Source organism: Aliiroseovarius sp. S1339 (assembly GCF_023195695.1).
GTDB lineage: Bacteria > Pseudomonadota > Alphaproteobacteria > Rhodobacterales > Rhodobacteraceae > Aliiroseovarius.
Window position 1 is genome coordinate 256,581 of record NZ_JALPQG010000004.1, and the last position, 22,416, is coordinate 278,996.

General features: G+C 57.6%; 21 protein-coding genes. 8 read left to right on the forward strand and 13 right to left on the reverse strand.

The features are described from left to right. From ugpE to ugpB, 3 genes are read right to left on the reverse strand one after another with little or no spacing between them, the layout of a single operon-like run. Nucleotides 1-837, reverse strand: coding sequence for a sn-glycerol-3-phosphate ABC transporter permease UgpE (ugpE, locus tag MUY35_RS07915; RefSeq protein WP_247038721.1), 837 nt, complete (start codon nucleotides 835-837; stop codon nucleotides 1-3). Between the two features lie 20 nt (nucleotides 838-857). Continuing rightward, a complete protein-coding gene (gene ugpA, locus MUY35_RS07920) occupies nucleotides 858-1,739 on the reverse strand; it encodes a sn-glycerol-3-phosphate ABC transporter permease UgpA (protein ID WP_248365584.1) in 882 nt (293 codons plus the stop codon). Nucleotides 1,740-1,796: 57 nt separating this feature from the next. Then, nucleotides 1,797-3,110 (reverse strand): sn-glycerol-3-phosphate ABC transporter substrate-binding protein UgpB, encoded by a 1,314-nt coding sequence (gene ugpB, locus MUY35_RS07925; RefSeq protein ID WP_248365585.1) that lies wholly within the window; start codon nucleotides 3,108-3,110, stop codon nucleotides 1,797-1,799. A 186-nt stretch (nucleotides 3,111-3,296) separates the two neighbouring features. Here ugpB and MUY35_RS07930 point away from each other — a divergent pair, with 186 nt between their 5' ends. After that, nucleotides 3,297-4,199 (forward strand): LysR substrate-binding domain-containing protein, encoded by a 903-nt coding sequence (locus tag MUY35_RS07930; protein ID WP_248365587.1) that lies wholly within the window; start codon nucleotides 3,297-3,299, stop codon nucleotides 4,197-4,199. A gap of 32 nt (nucleotides 4,200-4,231) precedes the next feature. Here the strand turns inward: MUY35_RS07930 and MUY35_RS07935 are convergent, their stop codons facing one another. The 6 genes from MUY35_RS07935 to MUY35_RS07960 all read right to left on the reverse strand — a co-directional run bounded on the left by MUY35_RS07935 (nucleotide 4,232) and on the right by MUY35_RS07960 (nucleotide 11,712). Further along, nucleotides 4,232-4,486: a hypothetical protein gene (locus tag MUY35_RS07935; RefSeq protein ID WP_248365588.1), complete on the reverse strand. Its 255-nt coding sequence runs from the start codon at nucleotides 4,484-4,486 to the stop codon at nucleotides 4,232-4,234. Nucleotides 4,487-4,555: 69 nt separating this feature from the next. Next, the gene (locus tag MUY35_RS07940) at nucleotides 4,556-6,388 is read right to left on the reverse strand and encodes a Na/Pi symporter (protein WP_248365589.1); all 1,833 of its coding nucleotides are present in this window, start codon (nucleotides 6,386-6,388) and stop codon (nucleotides 4,556-4,558) included. 16 nt (nucleotides 6,389-6,404) lie between these two features. Then, nucleotides 6,405-7,979, reverse strand: coding sequence for an inorganic phosphate transporter (locus MUY35_RS07945; RefSeq protein ID WP_248365590.1), 1,575 nt, complete (start codon nucleotides 7,977-7,979; stop codon nucleotides 6,405-6,407). Nucleotides 7,980-8,295: 316 nt separating this feature from the next. After that, the gene (locus MUY35_RS07950) at nucleotides 8,296-9,813 is read right to left on the reverse strand and encodes an aldehyde dehydrogenase (NADP(+)) (RefSeq protein ID WP_248365591.1); all 1,518 of its coding nucleotides are present in this window, start codon (nucleotides 9,811-9,813) and stop codon (nucleotides 8,296-8,298) included. Nucleotides 9,814-9,905: 92 nt separating this feature from the next. Next, complete coding sequence (locus MUY35_RS07955) at nucleotides 9,906-10,868, reverse strand: dihydrodipicolinate synthase family protein (RefSeq protein WP_248365592.1); 963 nt, start codon at nucleotides 10,866-10,868, stop codon at nucleotides 9,906-9,908. 145 nt (nucleotides 10,869-11,013) lie between these two features. Then, nucleotides 11,014-11,712, reverse strand: coding sequence for a GntR family transcriptional regulator (locus MUY35_RS07960; RefSeq protein ID WP_248365593.1), 699 nt, complete (start codon nucleotides 11,710-11,712; stop codon nucleotides 11,014-11,016). 303 nt (nucleotides 11,713-12,015) lie between these two features. Between MUY35_RS07960 and MUY35_RS07965 the strand changes: the two genes are divergently transcribed. From MUY35_RS07965 to MUY35_RS07975, 3 genes are read left to right on the forward strand one after another with little or no spacing between them, the layout of a single operon-like run. After that, nucleotides 12,016-12,534, forward strand: a complete 519-nt coding sequence (locus tag MUY35_RS07965; RefSeq protein WP_248365594.1) for a TRAP transporter small permease subunit — start codon at nucleotides 12,016-12,018, stop codon at nucleotides 12,532-12,534. After that, nucleotides 12,531-13,841 (forward strand): TRAP transporter large permease subunit, encoded by a 1,311-nt coding sequence (locus tag MUY35_RS07970; protein WP_248365595.1) that lies wholly within the window; start codon nucleotides 12,531-12,533, stop codon nucleotides 13,839-13,841. The genes MUY35_RS07965 and MUY35_RS07970 overlap by 4 nt, the downstream gene beginning before the upstream one ends. A gap of 13 nt (nucleotides 13,842-13,854) precedes the next feature. After that, a complete protein-coding gene (locus MUY35_RS07975; protein ID WP_248365596.1) occupies nucleotides 13,855-14,874 on the forward strand; it encodes a TRAP transporter substrate-binding protein in 1,020 nt (339 codons plus the stop codon). 55 nt (nucleotides 14,875-14,929) lie between these two features. Here the strand turns inward: MUY35_RS07975 and MUY35_RS07980 are convergent, their stop codons facing one another. The 4 genes from MUY35_RS07980 to MUY35_RS07995 are packed head-to-tail and all read right to left on the reverse strand — an operon-like array spanning nucleotide 14,930 to nucleotide 18,066. Continuing rightward, nucleotides 14,930-15,703 carry an ABC transporter permease gene (locus MUY35_RS07980; RefSeq protein ID WP_248365597.1) on the reverse strand — a complete coding sequence of 258 codons (774 nt, stop codon included), beginning with the start codon at nucleotides 15,701-15,703 and terminating at the stop codon, nucleotides 14,930-14,932. Next, nucleotides 15,700-16,452 (reverse strand): ABC transporter permease, encoded by a 753-nt coding sequence (locus MUY35_RS07985; RefSeq protein ID WP_248365598.1) that lies wholly within the window; start codon nucleotides 16,450-16,452, stop codon nucleotides 15,700-15,702. The genes MUY35_RS07980 and MUY35_RS07985 overlap by 4 nt, the downstream gene beginning before the upstream one ends. Before the next feature lie 8 nt (nucleotides 16,453-16,460). Then, on the reverse strand, nucleotides 16,461-17,234 hold the full coding sequence (locus MUY35_RS07990) for a transporter substrate-binding domain-containing protein (protein WP_248365599.1): 774 nt from the start codon (nucleotides 17,232-17,234) through the stop codon (nucleotides 16,461-16,463). Nucleotides 17,235-17,265: 31 nt separating this feature from the next. Further along, on the reverse strand, nucleotides 17,266-18,066 hold the full coding sequence (locus tag MUY35_RS07995; protein WP_248365600.1) for an ATP-binding cassette domain-containing protein: 801 nt from the start codon (nucleotides 18,064-18,066) through the stop codon (nucleotides 17,266-17,268). A gap of 84 nt (nucleotides 18,067-18,150) precedes the next feature. Here MUY35_RS07995 and MUY35_RS08000 point away from each other — a divergent pair, with 84 nt between their 5' ends. From MUY35_RS08000 to MUY35_RS08015, 4 genes are read left to right on the forward strand one after another with little or no spacing between them, the layout of a single operon-like run. Continuing rightward, entirely contained in the window at nucleotides 18,151-18,795 is a 645-nt protein-coding gene (locus tag MUY35_RS08000; RefSeq protein WP_248365601.1) for a TetR/AcrR family transcriptional regulator, read from the forward strand. Beyond that, nucleotides 18,795-19,982 (forward strand): pyridoxal phosphate-dependent aminotransferase, encoded by a 1,188-nt coding sequence (locus MUY35_RS08005; protein ID WP_248365602.1) that lies wholly within the window; start codon nucleotides 18,795-18,797, stop codon nucleotides 19,980-19,982. Before MUY35_RS08000 ends, MUY35_RS08005 begins: the two co-directional genes overlap by 1 nt. Further along, complete coding sequence (locus MUY35_RS08010) at nucleotides 19,979-21,577, forward strand: 5-guanidino-2-oxopentanoate decarboxylase (protein ID WP_248365603.1); 1,599 nt, start codon at nucleotides 19,979-19,981, stop codon at nucleotides 21,575-21,577. The genes MUY35_RS08005 and MUY35_RS08010 overlap by 4 nt, the downstream gene beginning before the upstream one ends. A gap of 15 nt (nucleotides 21,578-21,592) precedes the next feature. Further along, complete coding sequence (locus tag MUY35_RS08015; RefSeq protein WP_248365604.1) at nucleotides 21,593-22,375, forward strand: arginine deiminase family protein; 783 nt, start codon at nucleotides 21,593-21,595, stop codon at nucleotides 22,373-22,375. The last annotated feature ends 41 nt before the right edge of the window (nucleotides 22,376-22,416 follow it).

The window sequence follows — 22,416 nt, forward strand, 5'->3', positions numbered from 1 at the left end:
TTATTTCTCGCTATCTACTAGACCACGGATGAACAGTTTCTGCATCGACACCACCACGATCACAGGCGGGATCATCGCAAGGATCGAGGTCGCCATGATCACCGGCCAATCCGCCACATCGTCGCCCGACGGGAACATCTGCTTGATGCCCATGACGATGGTATTCATTTCAGGGTCCGTGGTGATCAGCAGCGGCCAGAGGTATTGGTTCCAACCATAAATGAACAGGATCACGAACAGGGCGGCCACGTTCGTCCGGCTCATCGGGACGACGATGTCCCAGAAGAACCGCATCGGGCGGGCACCATCGACGCGCGCGGCCTCGGCCAGTTCATCGGGGATGGTCAGGAAAAACTGGCGAAACAGGAAGGTCGCGGTGGCCGAGGCGATCAGAGGGAAGATCAGCCCGGAATAGCTGTTGAGCATCCCGAAGCCAGCGACGACCTCGTAAGTCGGCACGATCCGCACCTCGACCGGCAGCATCAGGGTCAGGAAGATCATCCAGAAAAAGAACGTCCGCCCCGGAAAGCGGAAATAGACGATGGCGAAGGCGGACAGAAGCGAGATGATGATCTTGCCCACGGCAATCCCAATCGCCATCACCAGCGAGTTGAACAACATCGTCGCCACCGGCACGTTGACGCCGGAAAACAGCGCCGCCTTGTAGTTTTCAAAGAACTGATCACCGGGCCAAAGCGGCATCGGCGGACGCACGATTTCCGGCTGCGTGACGGTCGAGGCCACGAAGGCCAGCCAGATCGGGAAGAAGATGATCAACACGCCCAGGATCATCAAAACATGAGTCAGCCAAAGCCCTGCCCCGCGTTTTTCCACCATGCCATGTATTTCGCGGGCCATCAGTAATGCACCCTTTTCTCGACAAACTTGAACTGGAGGACGGTCAACAGGCCGACCACGATCAGAAGGATCACCGACTGCGCCGAGGATGAGCCTAGATCCTGCCCGACAAACCCGTCCGCAAACACCTTATAGACAAGGATCGTGGTGGATTGTTGCGGCCCGCCCGAGGTGATGGTGTGGATCACGCCGAAGGTTTCAAAGAAGGAATAGACCACGTTGACCACCAGCAGAAAAAACGTGGTGGGCGACAGAAGTGGCAAGACGATGGTGAAGAAGCGCCGCCAGAAGCGCGCGCCGTCGATCGCGGCAGCCTCGATCACCGAACGGGGCACCGCTTGCAGGGCGGCAAAGAAAAACAGGAAGTTATAGCTGATCCGCCCCCATGCCGAGGCGACAACGACCAGCCCCATCGCCTCGTTGCCGTTCAGTACGTGGTTCCAGTCATACCCCAGATTGCCCAGATACCACGACACCACGCCGACGCGGGTGTTGAACATGAACAGCCACAGCACCCCGGCCACAGCAGGCGCGACCGCATAGGGCCAGATCAGCAGCGTGCGGTAGACGCCCGCCCCCTTGATCAGACGATCCGCCATCACCGCCAGAAACAGCGCCGGGATCATAGAGACAAGCGTGACGAGGATCGAGAATACTCCCGTCGTCACGAAGGACGCGCGATAGAACTTGTCCGACAGCAGATATTCGAAATTGCCCAAGCCCACATATTGCATCGACAGCCCGAACGGGTCGGGAATGAACAGCGACTGCCAGATCGCCTGCCCCGCCGGATAAAAGAAAAACACCGCCGAGATGATGACCTGCGGCGCAATCAGACACAGTGGCAAAAGCCACCCGCGAAATGTGACGCGTTTTTCCATGTGAGCCCTCGGAATGGAAACGGCGGGCCGAAATGGCCCGCCGTCTTGATGCGTGACTTACTTGTTGGCTTGCTCGAACCGGCGCAGAAGCGCGTCGCCGCGTTCCTTGGCGCTGTCCATCGCCTCTTGCGCGGTTTTGTCACCGGCCCAGATGCCTTCCAGCTCTTCGTCGATGATGCCGCGGATCTGGTCAAACGACCCCAGACGAAGGCCCTTGGAATTGGCGGTAGGCTCTTTGGCGGTCATCTGGATCACCGCAATATCAGTGCCTGGGTTTTCTTCGTAGAACCCAGCCTCTTTGGTGGCGTCGCCCGCGGCGACCGTGATCGGCAGATAGCCGGTGTCCTGATGCCATTGCGCCTGAACCGGGGTCGAAGACAGGAAGGACAGGAATTCACCCACGCCCTTGTATTCCTCGGCCTCGTGACCCTGCATCACCCACAGGGACGCGCCCCCGATGATGGTGTTTTGCGGCGCGTTGCCGACACCTTCCCAATAAGGCAACGGGCGCACGTCGAAGGCAAATTGGGCCTCGTCCTTGATGCCCGCGTAACCGGCCGAGCTTTCGGTGAACAACGCGCATTCGCCGGCACGGAAGTTTGCGCCGCCTTCATTACGCCGACCGGTGTAGATGAATTCGCCATCCTTGGCCCATTCGCCCATCTTTGTCAGATGCGCCACCTGCGCTTCGCCGTTCAAAGCAAGCTCTGTGTCCAGACCGGCAAAGCCGTTGTCCTGCGTGGCAAATGGCACGTCATGATAGGCCGAGAAGTTTTCAAGATGGATCCAGCTTTGCCATGCGGTGACCAACGGGCAGTCTTCGCCGCCAGCCTTCAACTGCTCAAGCACCGCATCGACGTTTTGCCACGTGGACAGGTCAGTGTCGGGGTCCACCCCGGCGGCCTCCATCGCGTCACGGTTCACCCACAGAACGGGCGTGGACGAGTTGAAGGGCAAGGACAGCATCTGGCCGTCTGTGGTGGTGTAATAGCCTTTGACAGCGCCGATGTAGGCGTCAGAATCGAACGCGGCACCGCTTTCGGCCATCACCTCATAGACGGGCTTGATCGCACCGCCCGCCGCCATCATCGTGGCGGTGCCAACTTCGAACACCATCAGAACATGGGGTTGTTCGCCCGCACGAAACGCCGCGATCCCGGCGTTCAGGGTTTCCGAATAGTTGCCCTTGTGGCTGGCAACGACGGTGTAGTCGCTTTGACTGCCGTTGAACTGGTCCACCTGTGCGGCCACAAGCTCGCCCAAACGGCCAGTAAAGGCGTGCCAGAATTGGATTTCAGTTTGAGCGTATGCCCCGATTGGGGACATCGCAGTGGTTGCGGCAGCAAGTGCGCCAAACACGAGTTTCTTCACTTCATCCTCCCTTGCACCAAAAAGCGGTGCATTTTCCCAGGTTCAACCACGCAAGCCATCTGGCCATATTGCGTGTCTTGCAAAAGGGTTACATCCCGCTTGACATAATGCAAGAGCATTTACTGCAACGGTTTTATAACACAGCATTATACCGCTATGCTCAGCCAGTAAGAGAAGGGAGATTGCATGACACACCCATTGCGACTGCGTCAGCTAGAGGCCCTTATGGCCGTCACACATCACGGGTCCATGACACGTGGTGCGCAGGAATTGGGCGTCAGCCAGCCCGCCGTGAGTCGCCTTCTGTCCGATCTGCGCGATGTCTTGGGGTTTAACCTGTTCAACCGTCGCGACGGGCGGTTGGTGCCCACGCAAGAGGTGCGCTTTCTGCTGCCAGATATCCGTCGCGTGCTAGACATGATGCACCAGATATCGGAGGCCAGTCAGAACATCACAGATAAGAAAGCGGGCCATTTGCGAATTGCTTGCCTGCCCGGTTTTGCCACCAGCCACCTGCCCGGCGTCGTTGCGGCTTTTCTGCGAGATCGGCCCGGTGTCAGTCTCACGTTGGAACCCGACCGGCCCGAACGCATTCTGGAATGGATGGTGGGCGAGCAATATGATTTCGGCATCACCGACGGATTCGAAGGCCACCCAGCGGTCGAATACGAACATATCGACATCCGCACCGTCTGTGTGTTTCCGACCGGGCACAATCTGGCCGGGTTAGAGGTCATCGGCCCGCGTGATTTGACGGACGAGAACCTGATCCACACCCGCCGTGACAGCGCGTTTTTTCGGGATTTGAACGAGGCATTTCAGAAAGAAAACACGGCGATTAATTCACTGGTGGAATCGCGCCAGTTTACAGCGGCGTGCGAAATGGTCTGTCAGGGCGTTGGCGTCTCGATCGTCAGCGCGCTGGATGCCGCGAAATATGTTGGCCATGGCCTTGACCACCGGCCGTTCACCCCCACGATTCCGCACCGACTGTCGCTGGTGCGCCCCACACTGAAGCAGCCATCCATGATCTCTCTGGAATTCATGGAAGCCTTCGCGGCCAGCTTGGCACCTTACCGGCTTACCTAGCGCGCGCGATGACCTGACACAAACCAGCGGCCCTATTTTTCGCGAATTGTTTCTTTCAGCCAGCGGGCGCGCTCCAACTGCTCTCTGACCATCTCAAGTTTTCGCTCAAGCCGTTGCTTTTTCGTTTCTTTCGCAGTCTCGCCAAGCTCGGCCTGAAGCGACTGAGCCTTGGCTTCGAGCTTCAGCATGATTTTTTCGACATGCGAGGGTTTGATCTTCTCAGCCTTACCCTTTTCAAGCCGACCGTAATACTTGTCTAGTTTCTCAACAGCGCTTTCAAGTCCCATTGCAGCCCCCTTTTTGCGACGACACAATATGTCGACCGAATGTAATAGCCGTATGATAAGATCTGTTGGTCATGGCGCTTGTTCCTTCTTTTTTTCATTCAACGCGCCCATGACAATGGCTGTCAGTTCCTCGTCATCAAGCGCCAATATGCGTTCCACCTCGGCCATCGCGTCTTCGCGTTCGATGTAATAGGCCCGTGCCGCCCCAAGCAGGTCGCGCATCGCTGATTGGGCATAGTTGGAATCGTTCAGAAACGACGTAGCTACGGCGGCATCAAGTTTCCGGTTTCGGATCAATGCCTCGACCCGATCATTGGCTTCGCGCCCGGAACTTTCCACCTGAACCCGTTCTTGATCCAGCCACAGGCTTGACCGATCCTCGGGGTCAGTCAGATCGAGTTTGCGGATTTCGACGATGATGCGCGCAATCTCAATGCGCAGTTGGTTGTAAAGCTCGGTGATCGTCCCCTGTGGCCGTTCGGTATAAAGCGTAGCGTTGCCTCTCAGGTGCTTCACCGCCTTCACGGCCCTGACGATCCGTCCGGCCACGTCGCGCAAAGAATAAATCTCTTCCATGACATCTTCGGGCATGCCTTTTGCGCCTGCACGGGTGGCAAATTCGACAATCGCAGAATAAAGCGTTTTGACACGCGCCTCGTAGCGTTCGTCGATATCAAACTCGACCGGCTTGCGGCTTGCCCTGACCGTTGCGGCGATGTCCTTCGTTTCAAAAAGCTCGGTGCGATGCAGGTTTAGCCCGTGCACGATCAGTTCGACCGCATTGTCATACAGATGTTTGACCTCTCGTCGCAGCGCAACCTCGACGGTTTGGGGAAACTCATCGACCGCCTCGGACAGATATTTTGGTTTGCTCAGATCTTCTTCGGGTTGCTTGATCGTGCGTTCCAGAAAAGCAATCAGGCGATGAAGAAGCGGCAGCATGATCACCACGCCCAGCGTGTTAAACACCGTGTGGAATACCGCAAGCTTAAGCGTGAAATCATTGTCCGGTATGCCCACCCCAGCCGAGATGAAATCGACGGTCACGCGGATCGGCCCAATGAATACCAGCGCGACGCCAGCGGTGAGCAGATTGAAGATCAGATGCGCCAGCGCCAGCCGTTTTCCCTGATAGTTGGCGGTAAACGAGCCGATAATAGCTGTAATCGTCGTGCCGACATTCGCGCCAATCGCCAGCGCCAACGCGTTTTCATAGGATATCTGCCCAGCCGCAAGGGCGGTGATGATTAGGGTCATCGTGGCGTGGCTGGATTGCATGACCACGGTCGCTGTCGCACCAACCAGCGTATAGACCACCAGCCCCAATAACCCCGTCAAAGCGAAGCGGGTCAGGTCAAACTGGTCTTTGAAGGATACAAACCCCTCTTTCATATGGTGGATGCCAAGGAACAGAAAACCAAGCCCGGCAAGGACAAATCCGAACCCGCGCAGATACTTGTTTTTCTGAAACACCAGCACGATGGCCAGCGCCAACATCGGCAGTGCATAGGCCGAGATATTGACCTTAAGACCAAACCCCGCGACCAGCCATGCGCCCGTGGTGGTGCCGATATTGGCCCCGAAAATGATCCCAACACCACCTATGAGAGATATAAGCCCAGCCGACAGGAAAGATATCGTGATCACCGAGACCAGCGAACTGGATTGCATAATCGTGGTCGTAAGGATGCCAAACCCCATTGATTTGGCGACGGAACCTGTCGCTTTTTCCAGTGCGGCTTCTAGAAATCCACCGCTGAACAGCTTAAAGCCGTCCTCTAGCATCAACATACCAAACAGAAAAATAGCGACGCCGGCAGCAATTTCCTGGAAATCTCGGCTGGCCCAGAAGCCAAAGCTCAGGGCCAGCAGGATAACCGGCAAAAGGAGTTTTTTCATCATGACGGTATGCGGGCTCCTATGGCAGCATCATGCCGCGCAGCACAAAATAGAACAGCGCCGCCAACACGGCAGACACCGGAACGGTGATGATCCACGCCGACACGATCTTCAGAAGCGAGGAACGATGCACCAACTGACGCTTTAAAGCCTTTTGAAGCATCTTGCGCTCGGCGGCGTCAATCACCGCCTCTGGGCCCATTTTCTTTAACTTGTCCAAAATGCGCTGCTTGTCTTCGGGCGGCGCGTTCAGGAAGGACATCAAAACCTGTTCAACCAGCGCGAAATCCTTTTCGCCTTTGTTTTGATTTAACACGTCTTCGACGACCTGGCTCATCCGGCTTTCAAGGAATTCTCGCAAAAAACCCACGCCAAAGACGGCCCCCAAGGCCACATGGGTCGAACTGATCGGCATGCCCAACTGACTGGCGAAGATCACGGTGATCGCCGCGGCCAGTGCGATACAGAACGCACGCGAGCGATCCAGTTCGGTGATTTCAGAGCCGACGGTGCGGATCAACTTGGGGCCAAACAAGGCAAGCCCGACCGAGATGCCCAACGCGCCGATCACCATCACCCATAATGGGATAGAGACTTTGGAGGCCCCCCCTTGCGTATTGGTTAGTGCGTCCACCACCCCGGCCAGCGGCCCGACCGCGTTGGCCACGTCATTGGCGCCATGCGCAAAGCTCAGCAGTGCTGCCGAGATGATCAGGGGGACGGTGAACAGCGTGTTCACCCCATTGCCGTTATTTTCCAGCTTTGGCGCGGCCCTGTTGATCATCGGGCGCACCAGAACGATTGCCGCCAGCCCCACAACAAGACCAATCAGAACGGCGTTGAAAAAGTCGATCTCGATCAGCCTTTTTACGCCCTTAAGCGCGATATAGGTGGTAAAGGCCCATGCCATGATGCCGATCATGAAGGGAACAACTTTGCGCGCGGCCTCGACGGGGTCTTTTTTGAAAAAAATCGTCTTTTGCAGAAAAAAAAGGAATAGGGCCGCAACAACGCCGCCAGTCAGGGGCGAAATAACCCAGCTCAGTGCAATTTTGCCCATCGAATCCCAGTTGACGACATCCCAGCCGACGGCAGCGATCCCTGCCCCCATCACACCGCCCACAATCGAATGGGTCGTCGAGACGGGCGCGCCCAACCATGTGGCCGCGTTCAACCAAAGCGCGGCACCGATCAACGCGCCCATCATCACCCAGATAAACGTATCCGGGTCAGGCACATCGGCCGGGTCGATAATCCCTTTCTTCACGGTCGAGACCACGTCCCCACCCGCGATGATGGCACCTGCAGCCTCGAAAACGGCGGCAATCACGATCGCCCCGGTCAAGGTCAGGGCGAATGATCCCACCGCCGGGCCGACATTGTTGGCAACGTCATTTGCGCCAATGTTCATTGCCATATAGGCCCCGATCACTGCGGCAGCGATCAACAGGTAAAGCTGGTCGACATGTGCAAAACGCGTACCCGTGTAAACTATCACACCCACTACAAAAAGAATGGCTGTGCCCAATCGCCCGACTTCCGAGCGGCTCAGGTCTGCTGCACTTTCAATCTTGAGGTATTCTTTCACTTTCATGGGACCCCCATCCGGCCGAAATACGCCACATCCAGACCACCGGACCGACGGTCACGGGGCCATGCTACATACACAAGACTGGCACGCAGTATTCCAGGGGAAACTGAGGTGGATCATTGACACAGCTTATCTGCGCCGCCTGTTCTAAATTTGTAACGCGCCGCGTGGAGGCTGGAGAGTGGGAAGAACCCGGCAACCGCTCATGTCGCGCCTGCCGGGTGTGCTGTGACCGCTACGAATGCGCACCGGTGTTTGGGTGGTTGATCCCGTGGCGGCATTCATCATTGCCGCCAGGTTTCACTTAATCGAAGACCTGTCAAACCGCCGCATCGCGCGGCAACAGCGCGGCTGGCATATTCTGATACGCCACAGGTCGCAGGAACCGACGGATCGACAGCGTCCCGACACTTGTCGCGCCGAAATTCGTGCTTGCCGGATAGGGCCCACCATGAACCATGGAATCCACAACCTCGACACCGGTCGGGAAGCCGTTCGCCAACAAGCGGCCAGCCTTGCGTTCAAGCACGGGGAATAAAGTCTGCGCGGCGTCAGCGTCGGCATCGTCCATATGCAGCGTTACGGTCAGTTGACCTTGCAACCCGCGCGCCAGTGTTTCCATTTCGGCCAATGACGCCACACGAACCACCAGACCCAATGGGCCGAAAACCTCTTCATGCAAGGCGGGGTTTGCCAGAAACTCGGAGCCGGTCGTTTCAAACAAGGCAGGGCCCGCGTCGCGATCCGCACTATCGGCCACATAGACCCGACGCACAGACCCATCGCCTTGGACGCGATCGCGCCCATTGCAGAAGGCTTTCGCAATGCCATCCGTCAGCATGGTCTGGGCGGCGATGCCTTCCAAGGCCGTCGCGGCACTTTTCACAAAGCGATCCGCGTCACCCCCGTCAATAACCACAGCGATTCCAGGATTGGTGCAGAATTGCCCCGCCCCCATCGTCAAAGACCCGGCCCACCCCTGCCCCAATTCGTCGGCGCGCGCGGCAACCGCCTTTGGCATCATGAACATCGGGTTCACCGACCCAAGCTCTCCGAAAAATGGGATGGGCTCGGAACGGGCTGCACAAAGATCAAACAGCGCGCGCCCACCAGCCAGACTGCCGGTGAAGCCGACGGCTTTGATCAGCGGATGCTGCACGACGGCCTGACCAACGGCGCGATCGCCGCCTTGGATCAGCGAGAACACGCCTTTGGGCATACCTGTGCGTTCGATGGCGGCGTGGATGGCTTCTGCGACGATCTCGCCCGTGCCGGGATGTGCGGAATGGCCCTTGACCACAACGGGACACCCAGCCGCCAACGCCGCCGCCGTATCGCCGCCGGCGACCGAAAATGCCAGCGGGAAGTTTGACGCACCAAACACCGCCACAGGCCCAATCGGGCGCTGCATCATGGTGATCTCGGGGCGCGGCACAGGCTGTCGATCAGGAAGGGCTGCATCGTGACGACGGTCAAGATAATCCCCATTTTCAATATGCTGCGCAAACAGGCGCAACTGTCCGACTGTGCGCCCGCGCTCGCCATCCAGGCGCGCGGCTGGAAGTCCGGTTTCTTGCGTTCCGATTTCGGTGATCTGTGCTGCGCGCGCGTCAATCTCGTCAGCTATGGCGTTCAGGAACGCGGCCCGTTCACTGCGCGTTGTATTGCTGTAAGTCCAAAACGCGTCCTCAGCTGCCTCGCAGGCGCGGTCCACAAGATCTGTGGTGCCGACAGAAAACACATGCGACGGGCCATGTGCCGGCGAGGACGAAAACTTTTCACCCGACGCAATCCATGCGCCAGCAATCAGGTGTTTACCATGAGGAACGAATGTCATCTGTCATATCCCTTTCAATGGGTTCGGCAATGTGGGCACTAGATCAGGCGGGAAAAGCCCTCCGAATCCAGTCGGCCTTTTTCATTTCGCCGTCAAACCGCGTATTTTGCGACGGCGCCACCTTGCTTGCTCCAAGCTGCGTACCATGTGCAAAACAGCTCGTATTGCGCCTCGACATAGCCGCGTTGGCTGTCGCTCAGCGCATCGGTTTCGTTGAAGTGCAGCGCGTATTCCGCATGGCCCTTCAGGACCATCAGATGTTTATAATAGAGAACCAGATCAGGCCCTTCATCAAAAGAGGACAGCACAGCAAGAGCTGCTTCCAACTCCAGCGCGCGCCGGCGTGCATCGACGTCGCCTTTTGAAGCGGCTTGAGACAATGCGACAAGGTGCAAGACCTCTTCCGGCAACACGTTTCCGATGCCGGTGATCGCACCGGCTGCGCCGCAATTTACGAACCCCTGAAAGACGGTGGTGTCGACGCCGATCATCAGGATCACGTCATCATCACCGCTGGTGATGTTTTCCGCAGCATAGCGCAGATCAGCCGCACCGCCGAATTCCTTGAACCCTACCAGATTGGGGTGGTCCGCGCGCAAGTCGAAAAACAGGTCGGCGCGTGTCGCAAAGCCGTAATAAGGGCTGTTATAAATCACCGCCGGAAGGTAGGGGGCGGCCGCCAGAACCGCTTTGAAATGCGCGCGCTGTGCCGTGATGGAGGGCCCGCGCGACAGAACCCGTGGGATCACCATCAAACCGTGCGCGCCAACCCTTTGGGCGTGTGCCGCATGTTCCGCTGCCAGCTTTGAGTTCACCGCACCGGTGCCGACGATCACAGGCACACCTGCGTTGACCAGATGTTCGACGCCTTGCATACGCTCTTCATCGGTCAAAAGCGGCCAGTCCCCCATCGACCCGCAATACACAACAGCGCGCATTCCTTTCGCGATCAGCTCTTTGCCCATGCGGACCAACGCGTCGAAATCGGGTTTACGGTCTGCGGTGCAAGGCGTCATCAAAGCCGGAATGCAGCCTGAAAAGATAGTCGAAGTCATCGTGTCCCCCATCAAAAAATCCGGCCAGCCAATCTGTGCGCTTTCGCGTTCGTAGTAGATGCCGGGCTGTCGGCATGATACATTTTGTATTTTATTTGTCGACAGAAAATATTTCCAAAGGTGCGTTCCAATTTTTCACTTTAAATTACAACGATATATGCTGCCTTTTGTCGCGCGCGATTAGCGTTTGAATCTGCTGAACGATCTGGTCGGCATGGGCCGACGCCAAGGCGTCCGCCCGGTCCACATCGCGCGCAGTAATCGCGTCAATCAGATCCTCGTGTTCCTGAACGTATTGTTTGGGCAACTGGTCATCAAAGGACGAATAATACATCCGCAACAACCGCCGCCCCTCGTCCAACAACCGCAGGCACAGCGCCTCGTAATAAGGATTGCGCCCTGCCCTTGCGATCACAGCGTGAAACTCGCGGTTCGTTGCAATCATCGCCAAGGCGTCCTGCGCTTCAACCGCCGCTGCAAAGTCGACCTGACGGGCGCGAATGGCATCCATATCAGCTGGCGTATGACACTGCGCGGCCAAGCGCGTGGTAACCCGGTACATCAGGGTCATCGCGTCGAAAAACGTGTGCAGGTTCATGAAGTCAATGTTGGATACAACGGTCGACCTGTTGGGCAGTGTGGTCACCAGCCCCTCGCTCGCCAGTCGCACCAAAGCTTCGCGGATCGGCGTGCGCGACATTGAAAGCCGTTCTGACAGTTGAATTTCATCAATCGGGCTGCCCGGCGGCAACGTCAGATCAAGGATATCATCACGCAAAATGGAATAGACGATCTGAACGCCCGACCCTCGTTTACGCTCTACCGCTTTGGGCTTTCTTGTCATCGGGCACCTTGTTGTCGACACAGTTTATAATAGAGCCTTTTGGGTGGTACGACAATCGCGGACGCTTTCACACAAAACACATGCAACGCGAATTATCACGCTTTCGACTGGGCGACCACAACAGAGCACCAGTTGAGATTACGTCCATGCATCCCGGCCTGGTAAAGTCAGGCCTGCACACTGTTGCCCCGCTTTACCATCGCCGCGATCCTGTCGAGGATAACATCGCTTCATTGATTTCATCGGGAAGGATTGCACCACGTGAAAATATGTCGTTCCATGTGACGCGAAATGGGGGACGCTATGTTCAAAGGCCTGCAATCTGCGACGATGGGTGCGCTGGCTGTCGCGCTGATCGTGATGATGTGCGGGATTGTCGTGCAGGTTCTGTTCAGCGCGCTGGACATCAATCCGATCACAGCTTTTGAGGCGTCCTTGCCTGTCCTCGGCAAGGCTATCACGCTGAATTCGCTGCTTGATCTGCAATGGCATCTACTGGTGATTGTTGGACTGACACCGGCGGGGATGGTCTGGTTGATGAACAAACATGTGCGGGTTGATTTTCTATATCAAAGCAGCAGCGACCGCGTGAAAGCGCGCATCGACTTGGCGGGAAATTTGGTCTTTGCTGTGCCGTTCTTCGCGTTGGGCCTACCAGCGGCCTGGAACTTCATGCAGCGGGCCTGGTCTTCCGACGAAGGATCGCGCAATGGCGGCTTGAACGACCTTTGGCTGATAAAAGCCGTATTACCCTTAGGTCTGGGCCTGTTGGCCCTCGCGATTCTGATCGAGACCTTCCGCCTGATCAGATCCATCCGATGAGCGAAAGTTTTCTGCCTCTGGCGATGGCCGGTCTGACCTTGACTGCAATCTTTGCCGGATACCGTGTTGGGATGGCGCTTGCCGGGTCAGCGGCGATTTTCATTCTGTTGTCCGATCTGCCGGTCGCCTTCTTTAACCTGCTGGTCAGTCGGATTTATGCAAACGTCCTGTCAAACTGGCTGCTGGTTGCGGTGCCGATGTTCATCCTGATGGGATTGATCATGGAAATCTCCGGCGCGGCGGAACGTTCGCTTCGCGCATCCCAACGCGCTTTGGGCGGAAGTGCGGCTGGCATGGGCTTCTCGGTCCTCGTCATCGGCGTGTTGCTTGCGGCGTCATCGGGGATCGTTGGGGCGTCAGTCGTTTTGCTTGCCCTGCTGGCCCTGCCCCGACTGGAAGAGGCGGGATTTGATAAACCAACCTCGGCCGGGCTGATCGCAGCCTCTGGCACGCTGGCAATTCTGATCCCTCCATCGGTGATGCTGATCGTATTGGGCGATCAGTTGCAAACCCCCGTGCCAGATATGTTTGCAGGCGCAATCGGGCCGGGCTTGTTGCTGGTGCTGGCCTATGGTGCTTTCATCATTTGGGGCGCGCGTGGCTTACCCGCGCTGGTTCAACATGACCGCATTTCGGTGCCGCAACTGATCTTTGATCTTGGCCCGCTGCTGGTGCTGGTCATTTCTGTGCTTGGCTCCATCGTCTCAGGCATTGCCACTCCGACCGAAGCCAGTGGCCTTGGTGCATTTGGCGCAGTCCTGATCACGCTTCTGTATGGCAAGTTCAGCTTCGCGATGCTGAAAGAGGCCGCCACGCGGACCGTCATTACAACGTCCGTCGTCCTGTTCGTGATGATCGGTGCGACGTGTTTTTCTGCCGTGTTCAAAGGCATTGGCGGCGACAATCTGGTTAAAGCGGGCATCATGGCCTTCGGGTCCGAGCCGTACACCGTGCTGGCGGTTGTGATGGCCGCGATCTTCCTGTTGGGGTTCGTATTGGACTGGCTGGAAATCACCCTGATCCTGATGCCGATCTTTGCGCCCATCGTGGCGGGTTTGGATTTCGGCAATGGGCTGTCGGGCGATACACTCCTGATCTGGTTTGGCATTCTGGTGGCCGTGAACTTGCAAACATCCTTCCTGACCCCGCCCTTTGGCTTTTCACTGTTCTATCTGCGCGGCGCGGCTGGCGATGCGCTGACCACCCCGCAAATCTATCGCGGCGTCCTGCCCTTCATTGCGTTACAAGTGCTGGTGCTGGTGCTGCTGATCCTGTTCCCCGGTTTGATCACCGGACTCACCTCATGAAAGGGAGAAACTCATGAAGAAGACATTGATGCTCGCGGCAGTCGCCGCTCTCGCGGCAACAAGTGCGACGGCAGAAACCTACAACCTGCAGGGCGCCTTTGGCGGGCTGCCGGTGCTGGACCCGACGGCCAAACGCTTTGTGGCGAATGTGTCCGCGCTGACCGGCGGCGAGGTCGAATTCAACTACTTGTTGGCGGGCGAGATGTCGCCTCCGTTCGAAATCTTCGACAATGTCAGCGTCGGGGCGATTGATGCAGGTTGGTCCTTCGCGGCTTATGCCAGTGGCAAAGAACCAGCCGCAGCGCTGTTTGGGTCCGTGCCGTTTGGCGGCGATCCGCTTTCGTACATCAGTTGGCTACAACACGGAGGAGGTCTTGAACTTTGGCAAGAGATTTACGCGCCCTATAACCTCGTGCCGATGGCCTGTGGCGTGATCCTGTCTGAAGCCGGTGGCTGGTACACGAAAGAGATTAATGCGCCCGAAGATTTGCAGGGCCTCAACATCCGGATCGGCGGGCTGGGCGGTGAAATCCTTGCCAAGCTGGGTGCAAACGCGATGTCGCTGCCAACCGGCGAAATCTCCACATCGCTTGAAACAGGCCGCCTTGATGCGACCGAGCTCAGCTTTCCGCAGGTCGACAAGCTTCTGGGCTTCGATAAGGTCGCCAAGAACTACTACTTCCCCGGCTGGCACCAACCTGCAGGCTTCATCGAATTCTATATGAACAAAGACAAGTGGGACGCGTTGACAGATAGCCAGCGCACCGCGATCGAAGTGTCATGTTCGGATGCCAACCTTTATGCGCTGGGGGCTGCCGCAGGCGCGCAAAGCGCAGTGCTTGAGGAATTCCGCGCCAAGGGTGTGGACGTTAAACGGTTTCCTGACCCTGTGATTGACGCGCTGCGCGCCGCCGCGGACGAAGTCTATGCCGAGAAATCGGCAGAGGATGAGATGTTCAAGCGCGTGATCGACAGCTACCGCGCCTATGCTGCGGACTATCGCGAATATCAGGACCTGACCGATCTGAACTGATCATTGCGGCCTCGTCTCTTTTTGGGGGGCGAGGCCGTCGATGGGGGTTAGTCTGCTATCGCTGAACAGTCTGGTTTTCAAACCGGCGAAACATCAGCGTGATGATCCCCGCAATGATCATGTAAAATACCGCCAGCAATATCAGCGGCTCGTAAACGATAAACGTGTCTGATCGCACGCGTGATGAGACCGAATAAATCTCGACCACCGTGATCGTTGCAACCAGTGGCGTGGCCTTCAGTTGAAGGATCGTTTCGCCACCCAAAGTTGGCAGCACATTACGGATCGCCTGCGGCAACCAGATTCGGCGAAACATCGTAAACCGGGGCATACCAAATGCGTTCGCCGCCTCCAGCTGGCCCTTGTTTACACCTGAGAATGCACCGCGCATCACCTCGCCTTCATAGCCCGCATAAGACAAGGTCAGGGCCAGCACCGCATAAGGCCAGGCTTGGCGCAGATAGGGCCAAAGCTCGCTTCCACGTATCCATGGGATTTGCGGGAAAAGCGATCCCAAACCGTAATAGAGCAGCCAAATTTGCAGCAGCAGCGGCGTGCCACGGATGATGGTGCAAAAGGTCTTGGCCGGGGCAGACAGATACCACGGCCCCACCGCTTGCGCGAGGCCAAGGGGGATCGCCAAAAGAAACCCCGCAACGGTGGTGACAACCAATATCCAGATCGTGCGCCACGCGCCTTCGATGGCCAGTGGCGTGTATTCCGGGATCCAGTCCCAGCGCAGGGAGACCGCGCACCAGATCACCAGCCCGGCAAACAACGCCATCAGCACAATCCGGTGTGGTTGCAGTAAGCTGCGCCAATCTATCATTTGCTTGTCCCCCGCAGCGAGGGTTGGCCGCGGCGCGCCCATTTTTCAATCCGAGCGAATATCGCGCCCGAGAAAAGCGTGACCATCATGTAAAGCGCGCCTGCCGCCAGAAAGAAGGTAAAATATGCGCGCGTGCTGGCGGCGGCTTGGCGGGTTTCCAGCGTCAACTCGCTGAAGCCGACAATTGCAAGAAGCGCGGTATCTTTCGTGGCAATCAGCCACAAGTTGGCCAGTCCGGGCGTGGCGAAAGACATCATCGCCGGGATTGTGACCCGGCGCATGATCATCGTGGGCGGCATGCCGTAAGCCCGCGCCGCTTCGATCTGGCCCTTAGGAACCGCTTGAATTGCGCCGCGCAGCACTTCGGTTGCATAGGCCCCCTGAACAATACCCAAAACCCAAATGCCTGCAACGACGCCGCTGATCTCGACGCGCCCGTATCCCATGGCCTGGGACACCTGATTGATAAGGTCCGTGCCAACGTAATAAAGGATCAGGATCAGCACCAATTCGGGCACCGCCCGGATCACAGTCGTATAAATGGCGAGGAGATCACGAACGACCACCCCGCCATAAAGTTTACCAGACGCCCCGAAAAGCCCGATCACCAACCCAAAGCCAAATGCGCCAAAAGCGATCTGGAGTGAGTTAGCAAGGCCACGCAGAAGGTTCCCGCCCCACCCCGGAGGGTTGAGCGCAAGCAGCTCTGCACTTCTGGCCAAGCCAAGCGTTTCGAGGATCAGCTCCAAAGCGACGCTTATTCGCTATAGATGCTGGTCGTGAAGTAGCGCGAGGTGATCTCGGCGTGGGTGCCGTCCGCGAGGATGGCGGCAATACCAGCGTTCAGACTTTCGCGCAGCGCATCATCACCTTTGCGGATACCAGCGCCAACGCCCTTGCCCAGAATGGCTTCATCATTGGCAACCGGCCCCTTGATCTCGCAACAGGCACCCGTATCGGAGCCGACAAAATCGGCCATCGCAATGCTGTCTGCCTGCGTGGCATCAATCCGGCCTGCGACCAGGTCTTGGTTCGCCTCATCCTGAGTTTGGTAGACGCGAACTTCTGCCGCGTCGCCAAAATAGGCATTGGCGTATGATTGGTGGATCGTTGAAGCTTGAATGCCCACAATCTTACCTGCCAATGATTCAGGTGTCGGCTCAATGTCCATGGACTTGTCAGCCACAATCACGGCTGGTGTGTTGTAGTAGGGATCGCTGAAATCAATCGTTTCCATACGCTCTTCGGTGATCGACATCGACGCCATAATCGCATCAATTTGCTGACCTGTCAGCGACGGAATGATACCGTCCCACGCAACGGGTGTGATCACGCAGTTAAGTTCGGCAGCCGCACAAATCGCGCCAATAATCTCGACCTCCCAGCCGGTCCAGTTGCCGGACGCGTCAAGCGAGGCGAAGGGCGGATAAGGCTCTGCGGCGATTCCGATCTTCACTTCTTGCGCCGAAGCAGCACCCGCTGCCAATACGCTCGCCGTCAGCCCTGCGGCCAATAGAGTCTTGAATTTCATTAGTTTTCTCCCATTGTTGGTTTTGGTTTTGTTAGCCGACTGTTTGTAAGAACTGTTGCAGCCTTGCAGATTTCGGATTGCCGAACAATTCGGCAGGTGGACCTTGTTCTTCTATGCATCCCTCGAAAAGATAAACGACATGGGTCGCCACTTCGCGGGCAAACTTCATCTCGTGCGTGACAAGCAGCATGGTCCGCCCCTCGGCCGCCAGATCGCGAATAACGGTCAGGACTTCACCGACAAGTTCAGGGTCAAGCGCGCTGGTCGGCTCGTCAAACAGCATCACGCTGGGATCAACCGCCAAAGCCCGCGCGATCGCCGCCCGCTGTTGTTGTCCGCCAGAGAGGTAGGATGGAAAGGTATCGGCCTTGTCGCCAAGCCCAACGCGATCTAGCAGGATCTTGGCCTTCTCAATCGCCTCGGCGCGAGGGACCTTCAGTACATGGATCGGCACTTCGATGACATTTTCCAGCAAGGTGCGGTGGGTCCAAAGGTTAAAGGCCTGAAACACCATACCAAGGCGCGTGCGCACACGTTCAATTTGGCGCCGCTTAACGGGTGTGCCGTCTGCGCGCATCAAAATCTCTTCGCCATTCACCACGATCTGGCCAGAGGTGGGCGTTTCCAGAAAATTGATGCATCGCAGGAAGGTGGATTTACCCGAGCCACTGCCCCCAATGATGGCCACGACATCGCCCTTGTGCGCGGTCAGGGAAACGCCCTTGAGCACTTCCAGTGAGCCAAAAGACTTATGCAGATCGGTCACGCGAATGGCTTCGCTTTGTTCGTCTGGTGCCTGAATTTCTTTGGCTGCCGAATCTGACACTGCCATCAACTTCCCCCAAATTTCCCGCTTGTAGTAAGGCGCGCTTTCCGTAACTATGCAAGCGTATAATTAAAAAAGCAGAGACCTGCCGTGACCCAAAACCATCCTAAATTCAGGCGCGAACCAGCCGAACATCGCAGGGATGCGTTGGTTCTGGCGACCCTCGCCTTGATCGCCGAGCAAGGCGTTAGGGGGGCGACAGTGCGCGCTATTGCCGACCGCGCGAATGTTTCGCAGGGCATGATCCGGTATCACTTTTCGTCAAAGGAAGACCTGATTTCGGCGGCCTATGCCCATCACATGAGCCACATGACCAACCTGACAGCCGCTCCAAACGTACCGGATGGCGCATCGGCCAAAGTGCGATTGGCGGCTTTTGTCGAGGCTGGTCTGACGTCACCTGTTGTCGATCCGGGCTCGGTTTCGCTTTGGGCCAGTTTTCTGAACAAAGTCCGGGAAGACGCGCGTATGCGGCAGATTCACGAACAGACCTATCATGATTTTCGCGACCGGCTGGAGGCCCTGATTGCCGACGCCTTGAACGAGGCAAAGATCACCACGACACCGCCGCAGCTGCGCCACTTGGCCATTGCCTGCAACGCGGTGATTGATGGGTTGTGGATGGAGGGCGGCGCCCTTCCCAGTGCGTTTCAGCCGGGTGAATTGCCCGAAATCGGATTGCAGTCGGTTGGTGCGATCATCGGTGTAGAATTGCAAGATACAGGAAGCCAGTAATGAGACATGCAGAAATCACGCGCCGCCTAGCGGGTCTGGGTGGGGCGAAGTGGGAAGTCTACCTCAAGGCAAAAGAGCTTGTCGCGCAGGGCCGAGACATCATCGACGTGACGATAGGTGAGCCGGACGTTGCGACCCCTGCCCCATTAATTGAAGCCGCAGCGGATGCCATGCGGCGGGGTCGCACGACCTATTCAAGCGGGCGCGGGGAAGCTGGACTAAGGGCGGCACTATCAGAGCGCTACACCCAATCGTCAGGCCGCGATATCCGTGCGGACCAGGTGATGTGTTTTCCCGGTACACAGACGGCGCTTTTTGCCGTGGTGATGGGCGTTGCTGAAAAAGGGTGCGAGATGCTGGTGGGTGATCCGATGTATGCCACATATGAAGGTGTGATCCGGGCAAGCGGCGCTGACATGGTGCCCGTGCCCCTGCACTCTGAGAATGGGTTTCGCATCAGCCCACGTGACATTGCGGCGCGCATAACCCCCAAGACGGCCGCGATTTTGTTAACCACGCCACACAATCCCACTGGGTCCATACTAACCGCGTCCGATATCGACGCCATTGGAGAACTGGCGATTGAACATGATCTGTGGATCATATCGGACGAGGTGTATGAAGATTTGGTTTTTGACGGGTCGACTTTTGTATCGCCGCTGTCGCGACCGAAACTTGCGGACCGTGTGATTGTCGTCTCGTCAATCTCAAAATCCCATGCGGCACCGGGCTTTCGAAGCGGTTGGTGCGTTGCGCCCGCCGCGTTCACTGAAGCGCTTTTGCCCCTGTCGGAAACCATGCTGTTTGGCAACCAGCCATTCATTGCTGACATGACGGAAAAAGCCGTTCGCGAAGGGTCTGAGGTCGCACCGGGAATGCGTCAGCGATTTGCGGCACGCGCGAAGCACCTTGAACGCCGCCTGACGAAAGACAGCAATCTGAAGGTCCATCAACCGCTGGCAGGCATGTTTGCCATGATCGACATTTCGTCGACAGGATTAAGCGGTCACGACTATGCGCTGCACCTATTGGAACATGGGAACGTGGCGGTCATGCCGGGCGCATCTTTCGGCACCACGCTGGATGGCTGGGTTCGGGTCGCGCTTACTGTTGACGACGCCAAGTTCGATGCCGCCTGCGACCGGATCATCCAACATGCCAAACAGTTGGAACTGGAAACAGCATGACAAGTATTGGCGAAGCGCTGGTCGCACATCTGGCCGTGCGCGGGGTTGAGTGCGTCTTCGGCATTCCGGGCGTTCATACAATCGAGCTGTATCGCGGATTGGCCGCGTCCGGCATTCGCCATGTCACGCCCCGGCACGAACAAGGCGCGGGGTTTATGGCGGACGGTTATGCGCGGGTGTCTGGCAAACCGGGCGTGGCATTCGTGATCACCGGGCCGGGCCTGACCAACACGCTGACTGCGATGGGACAGGCTCGCGCCGACAGCGTGCCGATGCTGGTGGTGTCAGGTGTGAATGCAATGGACAGCCTTGGCAAAAGCTTGGGACATTTGCATGAACTACCCGACCAGCAAGCCTTAGCACGAACGGTGGCGTTGGTGTCAGAGCGTGTTGAGAGTGCAGACCATCTGGCCCCCGCGCTCGAGCGCGCCTTTGCGCCGTTTCAGTCCGGTAGACCCGGCCCCACACATATCGAGATACCTTTGGATGTCGCGGGACAGGCCCACACGGTATCCGACTTGCCTGCCATCCCAGAACCCAAGTCGATCGTAGACCCAGACCAGATTGCGCGAGCTGCAGAGATGCTCGCCAACGCCCAGACGCCGGTCATTCTGGCAGGCGGAGGCGCGCGCTTTGCTGCAACCGAAATCCGCAAACTCGCAGAAAAACTGGGCGCGCCGGTGGTGCAAACCGTGAATGCGCGCGGCGTTCTGTATGACCACCCGCTCGGCGTTCCTGCCAGCCCCAGCCTGACGGCGGTGCGAGATTTGATCGAAGCCTCAGACGTGACTCTCGCCGTCGGCACGGAGCTTGGTCAGACAGATTACGACATGTACGCCACCGGCAAAATGCCAGCAATGCGCTCGCTGATCCGTATTGACCTTTGCCCCGATCAACTGGCGCGTCACGCAGCCGATGTGCCAGTTTTGGGAGATGCGACACAGGCGCTAACAGCCCTGACAGCACAACTTGAAACCAACGCGCCTTGTGCAGACGGTGCTGAGCACGCAGCCAAAACCCGCCGCGCTGCGTTTGAAGAAATCGGCCCCGAAATGCGCACGCTCAGTGACACACTGTGCGCCATGAGATCAGCCGTACCCAATGCAATCATCGTCGGCGATTCCGCTTATCCGATCTATGCGGGCAACCTTTATTACGACCACGACCGCCCCGGCGGCTGGTTCAACGCAGCCACTGGATTTGGGGCGCTTGGCTATGGCATTCCGGCCGCCATTGGTGCCGCACTGGCTGATCCTTCCGCTTCGGTAATCTGCATCGCAGGCGATGGTGGTGCGCAATTCAGCCTGCCCGAACTGATGTGCGCGGTGGACGAAAACTTGCCGATCACGTTCGTGATCTGGAACAATCATGGCTATCAGGAAATCGCAACGTCGATGCAGGCCGTCGACGTGACAGTGGTCGGCTGCGACCCGACCCCGCCTGATTTCGAACATGTCGCCCGATCCTGCGGTATGCCGTTTTGGCAATGCGGACCTGAAGCAAAAACCATCGCCAGCACATTGAAAGCCGCATCCTGCGAACGCGGACCGACCCTGATCGAAATTCGCGCGCCCAACGTCGCGCATGCCTCTTAAAGAAATGAGACAATGATGACCAACCCATCCTTTGAATTTACCCGCGCCATAACACGCCGTCCTGCGGCGAGCATCGCAGATGGCCTGCGCGCCGAAGATATTGGCGCACCTGACCTTGACCAAATGCTGGCAGATCACGCCCACTATGTTGCAACCTTGAAAAAGACGGGGGCCGAGGTGATCGAACTGCCTCCGCTTGAGGCTTATCCCGATGCGCAATTTGTCGAGGATACTGCCCTGTGCCTGCCGCAAGGTGCCATCCTGATGCGTCCCGGCGCGCCCAGCCGTATGGGGGAAGTTGCCGAGATGGAACCGACCTTGCGCGACGTTTACGATGACGTTCGAAAGATCAACGGGCCGGGGCATATCGAGGGTGGCGATATTCTGGTAACCGGGCGCGAGGTTCTGGTGGGCCGGTCTGATCGAACGGACGCGGCGGGTGTCGCTGAACTGACCGCAATTACTTCCGAATGGGGCCATGCCTTGCGCGAAGTGTTCACCCCGCCCGGCGTGCTTCATTTCAAAACCGACTGCTCCCTTTTGGACGGCGACACCATTCTGTCGACCAAACGGCTGGACGCTTCAGGCTGTTTCAAGGGCTACAACGTTTTGCACGTCGCAGACGGCGAGGAAGCCGCCGCCAACAGCATTCGGTTCAACCAGCTTGTGCTGTGCCCAGCGGGCTTCCCGCGTACGGCAGACATGCTGGCCAAGGCTGGTTATGAAGTGGTTGAGATCAACAATTCAGAATGCGCCAAGCTTGATGGCGGCATGTCTTGTCTGTCGCTGCGGTTCTGAGACGCCTGTCAGAAACGGTACTTGTGCAAAAAGGCCGCCCG